The sequence below is a fragment of the Thermomonas brevis genome, assembly GCF_014395425.1.
In the GTDB taxonomy this organism is placed as follows: domain Bacteria; phylum Pseudomonadota; class Gammaproteobacteria; order Xanthomonadales; family Xanthomonadaceae; genus Thermomonas; species Thermomonas brevis.
This window is the reverse complement of the sequence record NZ_CP060711.1, coordinates 2,233,111-2,247,456: the sequence shown is the minus strand read 5'-3', so window position 1 is coordinate 2,247,456 and position 14,346 is coordinate 2,233,111. Positions and strand designations below refer to the sequence as shown.

Sequence of the window (14,346 nt, the reverse complement as noted above, 5' to 3'; positions counted from 1 at the left end):
GCGGCGGCGCGACCATTCCCCCATCGGCCAGCGGAACCCGGCCGATCATCCTCAAGGAGATCCGGACCATGAAGACCCAGCACACCCCCATTTCGCTCGCCATCACCTGCGCGCTCCTGTTCGGCAGCGGCAGCGCGCTGGCCGCCGCGCAGGACGCGCAGGACACCGGCAAGTCCTCCAGCGCCACCCAGGCGGTGGACGACGCGTGGATCACCACCAAGGTGAAGACCGAACTCGTCACCACCGACGGCGTGTCCGCCAACGACGTATCCGTGAACACCGCCGACGGCCGGGTGACCCTGACCGGCGTGCTGCCGACCGAAACCGCGGTGAACAAGGCCGTGGCCGTCACCCGCGGCGTCAAGGGCGTGAAGGACGTCGACGCCGCCGGGCTGAAGGTGGGCGACCCCGCCAAGGTGAAGTCCAGCGACGCCAGCAGCGAGCGCAGCAGCAGCGCCGGCCAGGCGGTGGACGATGCCTGGATTACCGCCAAGGTGAAGGCCGAACTCGCCACCACCGCCGGCGTTCCCGCCAACGATGTCACCGTCAAGACCGTCGATGGCGTGGTCACCCTGACCGGCGCGCTGGACGGCGACCTCACCGTGAAGAAGGCGATCGCCGCCGCGCGCAGCGTGAAGGGCGTCAAGCAGGTCGACGACAGCGGCCTGACCGCCAAGCACTGATCCCGCGCCGGACGCGCATCGCCGGGCGCGCGGACGCTTCCGCGCCGCCCCGATTTCCAGCACATCGGCGGCATCCGCACGATGCCGCCATCAGGAGAACGACATGAACGAGGACCGCATCAAGGGCCAGTGGAAGCAGGTGACCGGCAAGGTCAAGGCGCGCTGGGGCAAGCTGACCAACGACGACGTGCAGGTCGCCGAAGGCAACGAGGAATACCTGGCCGGCAAGCTGCAGGAGCGCTACGGCATGGCCAAGGACGAGGCCAAGCGGGAAGTGAACAGCTTCATCGATTCGCTCTGATCCGCGCGGGCCGCCTGCGTCCGTCGCGTTTCCTTGACGGCGCAGGCGGCCTAATGCCGTAGGGAAGGCATCGGCCTTCCACGTTCCCGACCGGAGCCGACCAATGACCAACGACAAGAAGAACAAGGCCGCTGCGCCGACCATGCGCATCGACGAAGCCGCCGTGCAGGCGGCCCGCGACAATCTTTCCGACGGCGCGGTGACGCCCGGCGTGCATCCCTACGCCGAGGAGATCTGCAAGCTCCTCAACGACGCGCTGGCCACCGAATGGGTGTGCACGCTGCGCTACAGGCGCCACCACTACACCGCCAAGGGCCTCGCCTCGCCGGCGATCGCCGACGAATTCCTGACTCACGCCAACGAGGAACAGGCGCACGCCGACCGCATCACCGAGCGCATCGTCCAGCTCGGCGGCGCGCCCGACCTCGATCCGGACACGCTGAGCAAGCGCAGCCACGCCGAGTACGACGCCTCCACCGAACTGCAGGCCATGATCCGGGCCAACCTGGTGGCCGAGCGCGTGGCGATCGAGGTGTATCGGCAGATGATCCAGCTGATCGGAGACAAGGACCCCACCACGTCGCGGATGCTGCGCGAGATCCTCGCCCAAGAGGAAGAACACGCGGACGAACTCTCGGACTGGATGGCGAAAGCCTGAGCGTCCGGCCCGGCGCGCGGCGTGCGCCGGGCTCGCATGAAACTTGCGGGCCCGACGCGACGCCGGGCCCATCGACGTGGATTGCCCCGGCGGCGCTTTGGCGCACAATGGCCGCAGCCCGGCCGCGCCCCGCGCCGCCTGCCAAGGCGAGGTGATCCATGAGCGAGAACGAGATTCCCGGCATCCGCCCCTACCACGCGCCCGCCGGCGGCTGGGGCGCACTGCGCGCCACCGCCCGCGCCATCCGCGAACAGATGGACGCGCCGGAAGCCGCCGTCACCCTGCTGCGCACCAACAAGCCCGATGGCTTCGACTGCCCCGGCTGCGCCTGGCCGGACAAGAAGCACACCTCCACCTTCCAGTTCTGCGAGAACGGCGCCAAGGCGGTGACGTGGGAGGCGACCTCCAAGCGCGTGCCGCCGGAGTTCTTCGCCGCCCACACGGTGACTTCGCTGCTGGAATGGAGCGACTACGACCTGGAAAACGAAGGCCGGCTGACCCACCCGCTGGCCTACAACGCCGAGCGCGACGTCTTTGAGGCCATCGAATGGGACGAGGCCTTCGCCCGCATCGGCGAACTGCTGCGCGGCATGGACGATCCGAACGGCGTGGAGTTCTACACCTCGGGCCGCGCCTCCAACGAAGCCGCGTTCCTGTACCAGCTGTTCGCGCGCGAATACGGCACCAACAATTTCCCCGACTGCTCCAACATGTGCCACGAGGCCACCAGCGTCGGCCTGCCGCAGTCGATCGGCATCGGCAAGGGCACCGTCTCGCTCGACGACTTCGACCACTGCGAGTTGCTGATCGCGCTGGGCCACAACCCGGGCACCAACCATCCGCGGATGATGGGCACGCTGCACGAGGTCGCGCGGCGCGGCGTCCCGATCATCGTGTTCAATCCGCTGCGCGAACGCGCGCTGGAACGCTTCGCCGATCCGCAGAGCCCGGTGGAGATGGCGACGCTGGGCGCAACCGAAATCGCCTCGACCTACCTGCAGCCGAAGATCGGCGGCGACGCCGCGGCGCTGAAAGGCGTCATGAAGGCGCTGCTGGAACTGGACGCGGCGGCCGGCCCGGATTCCACCGTGCTCGACCGCGCCTTCATCGCCGAACACACGGAAGGCTTCGAGGCGCTCGCGGCCGACCTGCGCGCGGCGTCGTGGCAGGACATCGAAGCCGTCTCCGGCCTGCCCGAGGACGCGCTGCGCCAGGTCGCCGAAGCCTACGCGCGCTCCAACGCGACCATCGTCACCTACGGCATGGGCATCACCCAGCACAGCACGGGGACGCAGAACGTCCAGCAGATCGCCAACCTTCTTCTGCTGCGCGGCAACTTCGGCAAGCCCGGCGCCGGCATCTGCCCGCTGCGCGGCCATTCCAACGTGCAGGGCGACCGCACCGTCGGCATCACCGAGAAGCCCGGCCCCGACCTGCTGCGGCGGATCGAGGACACCTTCGGCTTCGCGCCGCCGGCCGCGCACGGCCACGACGCGGTCGCCGCGATGCAAGCCATCGTCGCCGGTTCCTCCAAGGCGCTGATCTGCCTGGGCGGCAACCTCGCCGTCGCCCTGCCCGATCCCGAAGCCTGCCTGCCCGCGATGCGCAAGCTCGACCTCGCCGTGCACGTCGCCACCAAGCTCAACCGCACCCACCTGCTCACCGGCAAGCACGCCTTCCTGCTGCCCTGCCTCGGCCGCACCGAGCGCGACATCCAGGCCGGCGGCCCGCAGGCGGTGACGGTGGAGGATTCGATGTCGATGGTGCACGCCTCGCGCGGCAAGCTGAAGCCGGCCTCCGGGGCGCTGCGCTCGGAGCCCGCCATCGTCGCCGGCATGGCGATGGCCACGCTGCCGCACAGCAAGGTGCCGTGGGCGGAGCTGGTGGCGGATTACGACCGCATCCGCGACGCCATCGAAGCGGTCTTTCCCGATTTCGTGCAGTACAACCAGCGCATCCGCATCCCCGGCGGCTTCCGCCTGCCGCTGCCGCCGACGCAACGGGTGTGGAACACGCCGTCCGGCAAGGCGCAGTTCCTCCGCTTCGACGGGCTGCGCGAGGACGCCGCGACGGGCGGCACGATCCTCACGCTCACCACCATCCGCAGCCACGACCAGTACAACACCACCATCTACGGCCTCGACGACCGCTACCGCGGCGTGTTCGGCCGGCGCGACGTGCTGTTCATGAACCGCGAGGACCTCGACGCGCTGGGCCTCGCCGAAGGCGACGCGCTGCGGGTGGAGACCGCGTTCGGGAAAGGCGCGGAGCGGCGCATGGACAGCGTTGTCGCCGTGGCCTATCCGATCGCGCGCGGCTCGGTGGCGACCTACTACCCCGAAGGCAATTGCCTGGTGCCGCTGGATCATTTCGACAGGGCCAGCGGCACGCCCTCGTACAAGTCCGTGCCGGTGCGGGTGGCGCGCGTCGACGCCGCGCGCTGACGGCGACGGCATGGACATCGCGCACACTCCGCCGGGCGTCGCGCTGCGCGACGTGGAGCGCCTGCGCGATGGCGGCGGGCGCGCCGTCGACCTGGTCGCGGAAGAAGCGCCGGTGGCGCTGCTCTACAACGACGTGCCGTTCGCGGTGATGATGGCGACGCCCGCCGACCTGGACGACTTCGCGCGCGGCTTTTCGTTGAGCGAAGGCCTGGTGGACGACCTCGATCAGATCCGCGCGATCGAGACCGTCGAACTGCTCGAAGGCATCCAGCTCCGCATCGCGGTCGCGCCCGGCGCGCGCGCCGCGTCGCTGGACGGCAAGCGCGGCCGGCTGCTGCCGGGGCGCGGCGGCTGCGGCATCTGCGGCACGCGCGAGCTCGAGGACAGCCTGCGCCCGCCGCCGCGCCTGCAACGCGTCGCCCGCTTCGATCCGGCCCTGCTGGAACGCGCGCTGGCGCAGCTGCCGCGGCACCAGCCGATGAACGCTGCCACCGGCGCGGTGCACGCCGCGTTCTGGGTCGATGCCGACGGCCGCATCTCGCTGTCGCGCGAGGATGTGGGCCGCCACAACGCGCTGGACAAGCTGATCGGCGCGCTGCGCAAGCGCGGCATCGCGCCGGACGCCGGCATGCTGCTGCTGACCAGCCGCGCCAGCTACGAGATGGTCGCCAAGGCGGCGCACGCGAGTATCGGGCTGGTGGCCGCGATCTCCGCGCCGACCGCGCTCGCCATCGACCTCGCCCGCAGCGCCGGCATGTGCCTGGTCGGTTTCGCCCGGCCCGGCGGCTGCAACGTCTATGCGCGGCCCGAGGAGGCGGCGTCGCCCTGACGGTCCGCGTCAGAGCAGCGTGCCGTTCTCCGGCAGCAGCGGCTGCGGCAGCTCGTCCTCGCCCAGCAGCGAGAGCAGGTTGATCTCGATGGAGCGGCACAGCGTGTCCAGCGGCAGGTCGTTCGGCAGCCGGTCGAACGGGTCTTCGATCTGTTCGCCGATCGCATCCAGCCCGAAGAACGTGTAGGCGATGATCCCCACCGCCAGCGGCGCCAGCCAGCCCATCGCGCCGATCAGGCAGAACGGCAGCATGAAGCAGTAGACGTGCACGGTGCGGTGCAGCAGCAGGATGTAGGCGAACGGCATCGGCGTGTTGGCGATGCGCTCGCAGCCGCCGAGCACGTGCGACAGCTTGCCCAGCCCTTCGTCGATGCGCGCGGCCAGCATGCCGTCCAGGCCCGCGCCGCGCGCCGCCGCAAGATGGCGCTCGCCCAGCCAGCCCAGCACCGTGTTGGGCCGGTTGGGCGCGGCCATCGCCGCGGCGAAGACGTCGGGCGGCAACCACACGCGCAGATCACCGGCGGGATCGCTGCCGCGCAGGTGATGGCGCAGCGCGTGGGCGAAGCCGATGGTGCCGCGCACCAGCAGCGTGCGTTCCTCCGCCGCCAGCGCCGGCATGAACGAGCGCACCTGCCGCGCCAGGTCGCGGGTGACGTTCACCAGTTCGCCCCACAGCGTGCGCGCCTCCCACCAGCGCTGGTAGGCCACGCTGTTGCGGAAGCCGAGGAAGATCGCCAGGGTCAGTCCCAGCATCGTGAGCGGCGCGGCGTCGAGCGTGAACGGCGCGACCAGCCCCCGGCGCTCGGCGAGGACGACCAGCACCGCCAGCAGCATCGTGTACAGCACGCGCGGCCAGATGACCGGCACGATCGAGCCGTTCAGCGTGAAGATCAGCGTGCGCGGCGAATTGGGATTGCGGGGTCGGACGATCATGGCGTGTATGGCGTGGCCGCTACTGGCGCGCCGCGTGGAAGGCGATGAACTCGGCCGCGCGGATCGACTTCGAGAACAGCCAGCCCTGCGCGTACTGCACGCCGGCGCCGCGCAGCAGCGCGGCCTGCGCATCGCGCTCCACCCCCTCGGCGATGACGTAGTGGTCGCCGATGCGGATGAAGGTGGCGATTTCCTCCAGCCGGCGGCGCACCGGTGCTTCGTCCAGCCGGTCGACGAAGCGCTTGTCGAGCTTGATGATCGGCAGCGGCAGCCGCGACAGCAGGATGAAGTTGCTCTCTTCGGTGTTCATGTCGTCCACCGCGACCAGCACGTCCTCGTCGGCCAGGTCCACCAGCTCGTTCAGGCCCAGCCGGTCCGGCACGCCGCGCTCGGTGATCTCCAGGATGATCTGCCGGCGGAGGTCGAACAGGCTGGCCTTGCGCGAGGCGTATTCCAGTCCGCCGCGCCCCAGCACCTCCGGCGGCACGTTGATGCCGACGTGCGCGCTGCGATGCCGGCGCAGCCAGTCGCCCAGCTCCTCGGCCACCTTGTGGATCACCCAGTAGGTCAGCAGGCCGGACACCGGCGTGTTTTCGACCACCGGCACGAACTGGTCCGGCCGCACGATCTCCTGCCCGCGCCGCCAGCGCACCAGCGCCTCGCAGCCCACGCAGCGCTCGCCGTCCTGCAAATCGATGGTCGGCATGTATTCCAGGTACAGCTCATCGCCCAGGATGGCCTGGTGCACGCGCTGCGCGGTGAGTTCGCCCTGTCGATCCATCTTCGTCCCCGTTCGGGCGGTTCGACCGATCGATTGCCCGGCACCCACCGGATGCCGCGCGCCGTCGCAACGGTCGATGCCCTGCACGATGGTATAGCGTTCCCGGTGCAAACACAGACAGCGCTTCTGTAATGGTTGCCTATGCGCGTACGCTCCGGCATGCCACCATGGCCGCCCGCTTCCGGGTAGATCCGCGATGCACGATCTCGATTTCCTGCGCACGCTGGCCGTGCAGGCGGCGCATCAGGCCTACGCACCCTATTCGAAGCTGCGCGTGGGCGCCGCGCTGCGCTCGGCCGCCGGCCACGCGTATACGGGCTGCAACGTCGAGAACGCGTCCTATCCGGTCGGCGGCTGTGCCGAGCGCGCGGCCATCGCCGCCGCGGTGCAGGCCGAAGGGCCGGGCTTCCGGTTGCAGGCCATCGCGGTGGCCGCGTTCGGCAGCGATGGCGCGGCGCTGCCGGTTTCGCCCTGCGGGGCCTGCCGGCAGTCGTTGATCGAGTTCGGCGCGGACGCGGCGGTGACGTTCCGCCAGTCGGATGACGGCTGGATGGAAGTGAAGGCGGGCGAACTGCTGCCGTTCCGCTTCATCCTGCCGTCGCGGTAACCCTCCGCGTCAATCGGCGGCCAGCCAGCGCCACGGCGCGATCGGTGCCGGCGGCTCTTCGTCCAGGGCGAACGCCGCGCGCACTCGCACCGCAGCAGCGTCGGCATCGGCTTCGCCGCGCGCATGCACGACGGCCAGCACGTCACCGCGCGCGATGCGCTCGCCACGCCCGCGCACCTCGGCCAGCCCCACCGCATGGTCGATGGCCGCACCCGGCGTGCGCCGGCCTCCTCCCAGATCGACCACGCATTCGCCCAGCGCGCGCACGTCGATGGCCTGCACGAATCCCTCGCGGTCCGCGACCACCGGCCGCAGCACCGGCGCCTGCGGCAAATGCCGCTGCGGATGCTCCAGCAGATTGCGCGGGCCGCCGAGTCCGGCCACCATCCGCGCGAAGCATTCGGCCGCCGCACCGCTCGCCAATGCGCCTTCCAGCCGCGTATCGGCTTCGCCGCGATCCGCGGCCAGTCCTCCCATGCACAGCAGTTCGGCGGACAGCGCGAACACCAGCGCGCGCAGGCGCGGACAGGCGCGGCCGCCGGTGAGCAGATCGAGGACGGCGCGCAGTTCCAGCGCGTTGCCGGCCTCGTGCCCGAGCACCTGCCCCATGTCCGTCAGCGCGATCGCCAGCCGCAGGCCGCTGCCTTCCGCCACCGCCCGCATGCGCGCCGCCAGCGCTTCGGCGGCCGCCATGTCCGGCGTCTGCGCGCCGCTGCCGGTCTTGATGTCCAGCACCAACGCCTGCGCGCCGCCGGCCAGCTTCTTCGACAGGATCGAGGCGACGATCAGCTCCGGCACGTCCACGGTGGCGGTGACGTCGCGCACCGCATACAGGCGGCGGTCGGCCGGCACCAGGTCGGCGCTCTGGCCGACGATGGCGCAGCCCACCTCCGCCACGATCCGGCGCAGGCGCGCGGGAGCGGGATTCGCCTCGTAGCCGGGCAGGCTTTCCAGCTTGTCCAGGGTGCCGCCGGTGTGGCCGAGCCCGCGCCCGGAGATCATCGGCACGAAGCCGCCGCAGGCGGCGACCAGCGGCGCCAGCGCCAGGCTCACGCAGTCGCCCACGCCGCCGGTGGAATGCTTGTCCAGCACCGGGCCGGGCAGGCCGCGCCAGTCGAGGCGGTGGCCGGAATCGCGCAGGGCGAAGGTGAAGTCGCGGCATTCGCGCGCGTCCAGCCCGCGCCAGGCGATCGCCATCGCCAGCGCGCCGATCTGGCCTTCGCTCCAGTCCTCGCGGGCGATGCCTTCGGCCAGCGCCTGCCACTGGGCGGCATCGAGACGGCGGCCTTCGCGCTTGGCGCGAAGCAGCGCGGCGGCGGGCCAGGCGTTCATGCGGAAAAGGCGCGGCGCTGGCCGCGCGGAAGCGTGCGAAGCGACATCGAAGCAGGCAGCGGCAGCCGACGACCGGCACCGTCAGCCTAGGCAGCGCGCGGCGCGTGCTCCTTGATCCAGGACAACCTGCGGCGGCTTATTCGACGGTGACGCTCTTGGCGAGGTTGCGCGGCTTGTCCACGTCGGTGCCGCGCGCCAGCGCGACGTGGTAGGCCAGCAGCTGCACCGGGATGGCGTGCACGATCGGCGAGAGGATGCCGACGTGGCGCGGGGTGCGGATCACGTGCACGCCGTCGGATTCGCTGAAGCTGCTGTCGGCGTCGGCGAACACGAACATCTCGCCGCCGCGCGCGCGCACTTCCTGGATGTTGGACTTCACCTTTTCCAGCAGCGCGTCGTTCGGCGCGATCACCACCACCGGCATCTGCGTGTCCACCAGCGCCAGCGGGCCGTGCTTCAGCTCGCCGGCCGGGTAGCCCTCGGCGTGGATGTAGGAAATTTCCTTGAGCTTGAGCGCGCCTTCCAGCGCGATCGGATAGTGCGTGCCGCGGCCGAGGAACAGCGCGTGCTGGCGCGGCGCGAACTTCTCGGCCCACGACGCCACTTGAGGCTCCAGGTTCAATGCATGCTGCACGCTGCCCGGCAGGTGGCGCAGGTCGTCGAGCAGCGCGGCCTCGCGTGCGTCGTCCACGCGTCCGCGCAGCTTGCCCAGCGCCACCGCCAGCGCGAACAGCGCCACCAGCTGGGTGGTGAACGCCTTGGTCGAGGCGACGCCGATCTCGGCGCCGGCGCGGGTGTAGAAGACAAGGCGGCTGGCGCGCGGGATCGCGCTTTCCGGCACGTTGCAGATCGACAGCGTTCGGCTTTCATCAGATGCCGCCTGCCCCTGCGCCTTGGCGTATTTCAGCGCCTCCATCGTGTCCAGGGTTTCGCCGGACTGCGAGATGGTGACGATGAGCTGCTTCGGGTTCGCCACCACGCTGCGGTAGCGGTATTCGCTAGCGATGTCCACGGCGCAGGGCAGGCCGGCGAGTTCCTCGATCCAGTAGCGCGCGGTCAGGCCGGCGTAGTAGCTGGTGCCGCAGGCGAGGATCTGCACCGACTCCACATCATTCAGCACCTGCGCCGCGTCCTTGCCGAACAGCGCCGCGTCGAAGCCGCCGGCGTCGAGGATGCCCTCCACGGTGTCGCCGATCGCGCGCGGCTGCTCGTGGATCTCCTTCTGCATGAAGTGGCGGTACGGGCCGAGTTCCAGCGAGGCCAGCGAGACGTCGGAGACGTGCACCTCGCGCGTCACCGGCGCATCGCTGGCGTCGAACACGCGCACGCTGTCGCAGGTGAGTTCTGCGGTGTCGCCTTCTTCGAGGAAGATCACCCGCCGCGTCGCCGAGACGATCGCGGACACGTCCGAGGCGACGAAGTTCTCGCCCTCGCCCAGGCCGACCAGCAGCGGGCAGCCCATGCGCGCGGCGACAAGCCGTGAAGGGTCGCGCTTGTCGATCACCGCCAGCGCGTAGGCGCCGTGCAGTTCCTTCACCGCCTGTTGCAACGCGCCGAGCAGGCTCGCGCCCTGCGCGCGGTGGTGGTGGATCAGATGCGCCACCACTTCGGTGTCGGTCTGCGAGGTGAACTCGTAGCCCAGCGCGCGCAGGCGCTCGCGCTGCTGCTCGTGGTTCTCGATGATGCCGTTGTGCACCAGCGCCAGCTCGCCGTGGCTGATGTGCGGATGCGCGTTGGATTCGGTGACGCCGCCGTGCGTCGCCCAGCGGGTGTGGCCGATGCCGAGGGTCGCGTCGAGCCCTTCGGCGAGCGCGGCGGATTCCATCTCGGCGACGCGGCCGGTGCGGCGCACGCGGCGCACTTCGTCGGCCACCACCACCGCGATGCCGGCCGAATCGTAGCCGCGGTATTCCAGCCGCTTCAGGCCGTCGACCAGCAGCGGGACGACATCACGGTGGGCGATCGCGCCGACGATTCCGCACATGCGGGCAGTGCTCCTTGGAGTGAACGGGAAGTTTAGTCGCTGCCGGGGCGGACGTGTCCGCGCGGACGGGCCCGGCGTCCGCGCGGACACTGCGGACGCGAAAAATCCCCATGCAAATCAATAGTTTGGATTTGGCACGCGGATTGCTACAGGGAGGGCATGGACAAGCCGAACACCCCCGACGCCTCGCAACCCCGCCGCGGCATCCGCGACACCTCCGGCCAGGACCAGGTCATGGCCACCGCGCGCCGCGGCGTTCCGCGCAAGCGGATCGCCATCGCCGCCGCCGGCGGCATCGCCGTGCTGGCGCTGGCCGGCTGGGTGGTGTCGGGCTGGCTGGGCGGCGCGCGCTCCTTCGATGCCTCGCGCATCCGCATCGCCGAGGTGAAGCGCGGCGACCTGGTGCGCGACCTCAGCGCCGAGGGCCGGGTCATCGCCGCCAACAGCCCCACGCTCTACGCCATCGCCGCCGGCACCGTCCGCCTGTCCATCGTGGCCGGCGACAAGGTCACCAAGGGCCAGGCGCTGGCGGTGATCGACAGCCCCGAACTGCGCAGCAAGCTGGTGCAGGAGGAATCCACCCTCGCCGGCCTGGAGGCGGAAGCCAGCCGCGCCGTGCTCGACGCGCAGATCGCCCGCGCCAACGCGCAGCGCGCGCTGGACCAGGCGACGGTGGAGCGCACCGCCGCGCTGCGCGACCTGGAGCGCTACCAGCGCGCCTTCGAGGGCGGCGCGGTGCCGCAGAACGACCTGGCCCGCGCGCAGGACGGGATGAAGAAGGCCGACATCGGCCTGGCCGCCGCGCGCAAGGATTTCCAGCTGCAGAGCGCCGGCGCCGGCCTGGACGCACGCAACAAGCAGCTGCAGGCGCAGCGCCAGCGCGCGGTGGTCGAGGAGGCGCGCCGGCAGGTCGACGTGCTGACCCTGCGCGCGCCGTTCGACGGCCAGGTCGGCCAGGTGCAGGTGCCGCAGGGCACCCAGGTCGCCACCAACGGGCCGGTGCTGAGCGTGGTGGACCTGAGCCGCTTCGAGGTCGAGATCAAGGTGCCGGAAAGCTTCGCCCGCGACCTCGGCATCGGCATGCCGGCGCAGATCAGCGCCAACGGCGCGCAGTACGCCGGCGAGATCGCCGCGGTGTCGCCGGAAGTGGTGAACGGCGAAGTGACCGCGCGCGTGCGTTTCGCCGAAGGCAGGCAGCCGCCGGGCCTGCGCCAGAACCAGCGCCTGTCGGTGCGCATCGTGATGGACACCCGCCGCGACGTGCTGATGGTGGAGCGCGGTCCGTTCCTGGAACAGGACGGCGGCAACGTCGCCTGGGTGGTCGACGGCAGCACCGCCGTGCGCCGTCCGATCCGCGCCGGCGCGTCCAGCCTCTCCTACGTGGAAATCGTCTCGGGCCTGAAGGCGGGCGACCGCATCGTGGTCTCGGGCACCGACCAGTTCGACAACGCGGAACGCGTCCGCATCTCCGGCAACTGAGGACAACGACCATGCACGCTTTCGATACACGCCATCCGCAGTCCCGCGCCCCGCACTTCCGCTGGTCGCCCGCGCAGCTCGCCGACGCGGTGCCGCCGCGCCTGAGCGAACTGTTCGCCTTCAGCGCCGGCGACGCGCCGGCCTGCGCCAATACCCCGCGCCGCCGCGGCCGCCCCGCCTCCGGCTACCTGCCGGCCGACGCGCTGGCGCCGCATTTCCGCATTTCCTGACACGACACCCAAACTCCAAGGAACCACCCCATGCTGAACATGCATCAGGTCACCAAGGTCTACCGCACCGAACTCGTGGAGACGCACGCGCTGCGTTCGCTCGACCTGCACGTCGGCGAGGGCGAGTTCGTCGCCGTCACCGGGCCGTCGGGCTCCGGCAAGACCACCTTCCTCAACATCGCCGGCCTGCTGGAAGAGTTCACCGGCGGCCAGTACACGCTGGACGGCGTGAACGTGAAGGGGCTGGACGACAACGCCCGCTCGCGCCTGCGCAACGAGAAGATCGGCTTCATCTTCCAGAGCTTCAACCTGATCCCCGACCTCAACCTGTTCGACAACTGCGACGTGCCGCTGCGCTACCGCGGCATGCCGGCGGCCGAGCGCAAGCTGCGCATCGAGGACGCGCTGGGGCTGGTGGGCCTGGGCTCGCGCATGAAGCACTACCCGGCGGAACTCTCCGGCGGCCAGCAGCAGCGCGCCGCGATCGCCCGCGCGCTGGCCGGCAGCCCGCGCCTGCTGCTGGCGGACGAACCGACCGGCAACCTGGACTCGCAGATGGCGCGCAGCGTGATGGAGCTGCTGGAGGACATCAACCAGCAGGGCACCACGATCGTCATGGTGACCCACGACCCGGAGCTGGCCGCGCGCGCGCAGCGCAACGTGCACATCGTCGACGGCATGGCCACCGACCTGACCGTGGAGCCCGCGCTGTCGCGCGCGCCGCAGGCCGACGCCACCCCCGCCGCCTGAGGACGGAGCATGTTCCGCTACCACCTGCAGCTGGCCCTGCACAGCCTGCGCCGCAACAAGATGCTGACCGCGCTGATGGTGCTGTTGATCGCGGTCGGCATCGGCGCGTCCATGACCACGCTGACGGTGATGCACCTCCTGTCCGGCGATCCGCTGCCGGGCAAGAGCCAGCGCATCTTCCATCCGCAGGTGGACCCGATGCCGGACGAGAAGATGCGCGAGTTCCCGCCGGACATGATGGACTACACCTCGGCGGTGGACCTCTGGCGCGCCAGGCGCGCCGACCGGCAGGCGCTGGTGGTGGACAGCGGCATCAAGCTGCGCGCGCCCGACACCGGCATGCCGCCGCTGATGACGACGATGCTGTCGGCCAGCGCCGACTTCTTCCCGATGTTCGACGTGCCGTTCGCCTACGGCAGCGGCTGGAGCGAACAGGACGATGCGAAGCGCGCGCGCGTCGCGGTGATTTCCGCCGACCTCAACGACAAGCTGTTCGGCGGCGGCAACAGCGTCGGCCGCATCCTGCGGGTGCGCGATGCCGACGTGCGCATCGTCGGCGTACTCAAGCCGTGGCGGCCTTCGCCGGTGTACTACATGGTCGCCGGCGGGCGCTTCAGCGCCGGCGACACCGCCGGCTACTACGGCAAGACCGAGGACGTGTTCGTGCCGTTCTTCACCGGCCTGGAGATCAACGACGGCCACTTCGCCCAGTTCACCTGCTGGGCCCTGCCGGAGACGCCCGGCCACCTGCAGAACGCGCCCTGCGTCTGGCTGCAGCTGTGGGTGCAGCTGGACACCCAGGCCAAGGTCGCCGACTACCGCCGCTTCCTCGCCGGCTACGCCGCCGAGCAGAAGGCGGCCGGCCGCATCCGCCATGCCGCGAACGCGCGCATGCCCGACCTGATGGAATGGCTGGACTTCAACGGCGTGGTGCCGCGCGACGTGAAGCTGCAGACCTGGCTGGCGCTGGCGTTCCTGGCGATCTGCCTGTTCAACACGGTGGGCCTGCTGCTGGCGAAGTTCATGCGCCGCGGCGGCGAAATCGGCGTGCGCCGCGCGCTCGGCGCCACCCGCGGCACGATCTTCGGGCACTGCCTGGTCGAAGCCGGCCTGATCGGCCTGATCGGCGGCACGCTCGGGCTGTGCCTGACCCTGGTCGGCCTGTGGGCGATACGCCAGCAGCCGATCGAATACGCCGACCTCGCGCATCTCGACCTGACCATGCTGGCGGCGACGTTCGCGCTGGCGGTGGCGGCGAGCCTGCTCGCCGGCCTGTTCCCGGCCTCGCGCGCCAGCCGCGTGGCGCCGGCGATCCAACTCAAGACGCACTGAGGC

At 70.6% G+C, this 14,346-nt stretch carries 14 protein-coding genes; 10 read left to right on the top strand and 4 right to left on the bottom strand.

Annotation, left to right across the window (positions count from 1 at the left end; genetic code table 11):
* Positions 1-68 precede the first annotated feature (68 nt).
* From H9L17_RS10355 to fdhD, 5 genes are all read left to right on the top strand, one after another.
* On the top strand, positions 69-683 hold the full coding sequence (locus H9L17_RS10355) for a BON domain-containing protein (protein ID WP_187569378.1): 615 nt from the start codon (positions 69-71) through the stop codon (positions 681-683).
* Between the two features lie 103 nt (positions 684-786).
* The gene (locus H9L17_RS10350) at positions 787-984 is read left to right on the top strand and encodes a CsbD family protein (RefSeq protein WP_187569377.1); all 198 of its coding nucleotides are present in this window, start codon (positions 787-789) and stop codon (positions 982-984) included.
* A gap of 142 nt (positions 985-1,126) precedes the next feature.
* Positions 1,127-1,642, top strand: coding sequence for a ferritin-like domain-containing protein (locus tag H9L17_RS10345; protein ID WP_246455218.1), 516 nt, complete (start codon positions 1,127-1,129; stop codon positions 1,640-1,642).
* Positions 1,643-1,800: 158 nt separating this feature from the next.
* Positions 1,801-4,086, top strand: coding sequence for an FdhF/YdeP family oxidoreductase (locus tag H9L17_RS10340; protein WP_187569375.1), 2,286 nt, complete (start codon positions 1,801-1,803; stop codon positions 4,084-4,086).
* A gap of 10 nt (positions 4,087-4,096) precedes the next feature.
* Positions 4,097-4,915 (top strand): formate dehydrogenase accessory sulfurtransferase FdhD, encoded by an 819-nt coding sequence (gene fdhD, locus H9L17_RS10335; protein ID WP_187569374.1) that lies wholly within the window; start codon positions 4,097-4,099, stop codon positions 4,913-4,915.
* 9 nt (positions 4,916-4,924) lie between these two features.
* Here fdhD and H9L17_RS10330 read toward each other — a convergent pair whose 3' ends face one another.
* Both H9L17_RS10330 and H9L17_RS10325 read right to left on the bottom strand, forming a co-directional pair.
* Positions 4,925-5,848, bottom strand: a complete 924-nt coding sequence (locus tag H9L17_RS10330) for a bestrophin family protein (protein ID WP_187569373.1) — start codon at positions 5,846-5,848, stop codon at positions 4,925-4,927.
* 19 nt (positions 5,849-5,867) lie between these two features.
* Positions 5,868-6,629: an EAL domain-containing protein gene (locus H9L17_RS10325; protein ID WP_187569372.1), complete on the bottom strand. Its 762-nt coding sequence runs from the start codon at positions 6,627-6,629 to the stop codon at positions 5,868-5,870.
* 196 nt (positions 6,630-6,825) lie between these two features.
* Here H9L17_RS10325 and H9L17_RS10320 point away from each other — a divergent pair, with 196 nt between their 5' ends.
* On the top strand, positions 6,826-7,236 hold the full coding sequence (locus H9L17_RS10320; RefSeq protein WP_187569371.1) for a cytidine deaminase: 411 nt from the start codon (positions 6,826-6,828) through the stop codon (positions 7,234-7,236).
* A 9-nt stretch (positions 7,237-7,245) separates the two neighbouring features.
* Here H9L17_RS10320 and H9L17_RS10315 read toward each other — a convergent pair whose 3' ends face one another.
* Positions 7,246-8,568 carry a thymidine phosphorylase gene (locus H9L17_RS10315; protein WP_187569370.1) on the bottom strand — a complete coding sequence of 441 codons (1,323 nt, stop codon included), beginning with the start codon at positions 8,566-8,568 and terminating at the stop codon, positions 7,246-7,248.
* Positions 8,569-8,704: 136 nt separating this feature from the next.
* A complete protein-coding gene (gene glmS / locus H9L17_RS10310; RefSeq protein ID WP_187569369.1) occupies positions 8,705-10,552 on the bottom strand; it encodes a glutamine--fructose-6-phosphate transaminase (isomerizing) in 1,848 nt (615 codons plus the stop codon).
* 159 nt (positions 10,553-10,711) lie between these two features.
* On the opposite strand from glmS, the gene H9L17_RS10305 reads away from it, so the two are divergent.
* Genes H9L17_RS10305 through H9L17_RS10290 form a run of 4 tightly spaced genes read left to right on the top strand, consistent with a single transcriptional unit; the run spans position 10,712 to position 14,343 of the window.
* The gene (locus H9L17_RS10305; protein ID WP_187569368.1) at positions 10,712-12,031 is read left to right on the top strand and encodes an efflux RND transporter periplasmic adaptor subunit; all 1,320 of its coding nucleotides are present in this window, start codon (positions 10,712-10,714) and stop codon (positions 12,029-12,031) included.
* A gap of 11 nt (positions 12,032-12,042) precedes the next feature.
* A complete protein-coding gene (locus H9L17_RS10300; protein ID WP_187569367.1) occupies positions 12,043-12,261 on the top strand; it encodes a hypothetical protein in 219 nt (72 codons plus the stop codon).
* A gap of 30 nt (positions 12,262-12,291) precedes the next feature.
* On the top strand, positions 12,292-13,011 hold the full coding sequence (locus H9L17_RS10295) for an ABC transporter ATP-binding protein (RefSeq protein ID WP_187569366.1): 720 nt from the start codon (positions 12,292-12,294) through the stop codon (positions 13,009-13,011).
* A 9-nt stretch (positions 13,012-13,020) separates the two neighbouring features.
* Positions 13,021-14,343: an ABC transporter permease gene (locus tag H9L17_RS10290; protein ID WP_187569365.1), complete on the top strand. Its 1,323-nt coding sequence runs from the start codon at positions 13,021-13,023 to the stop codon at positions 14,341-14,343.
* The last annotated feature ends 3 nt before the right edge of the window (positions 14,344-14,346 follow it).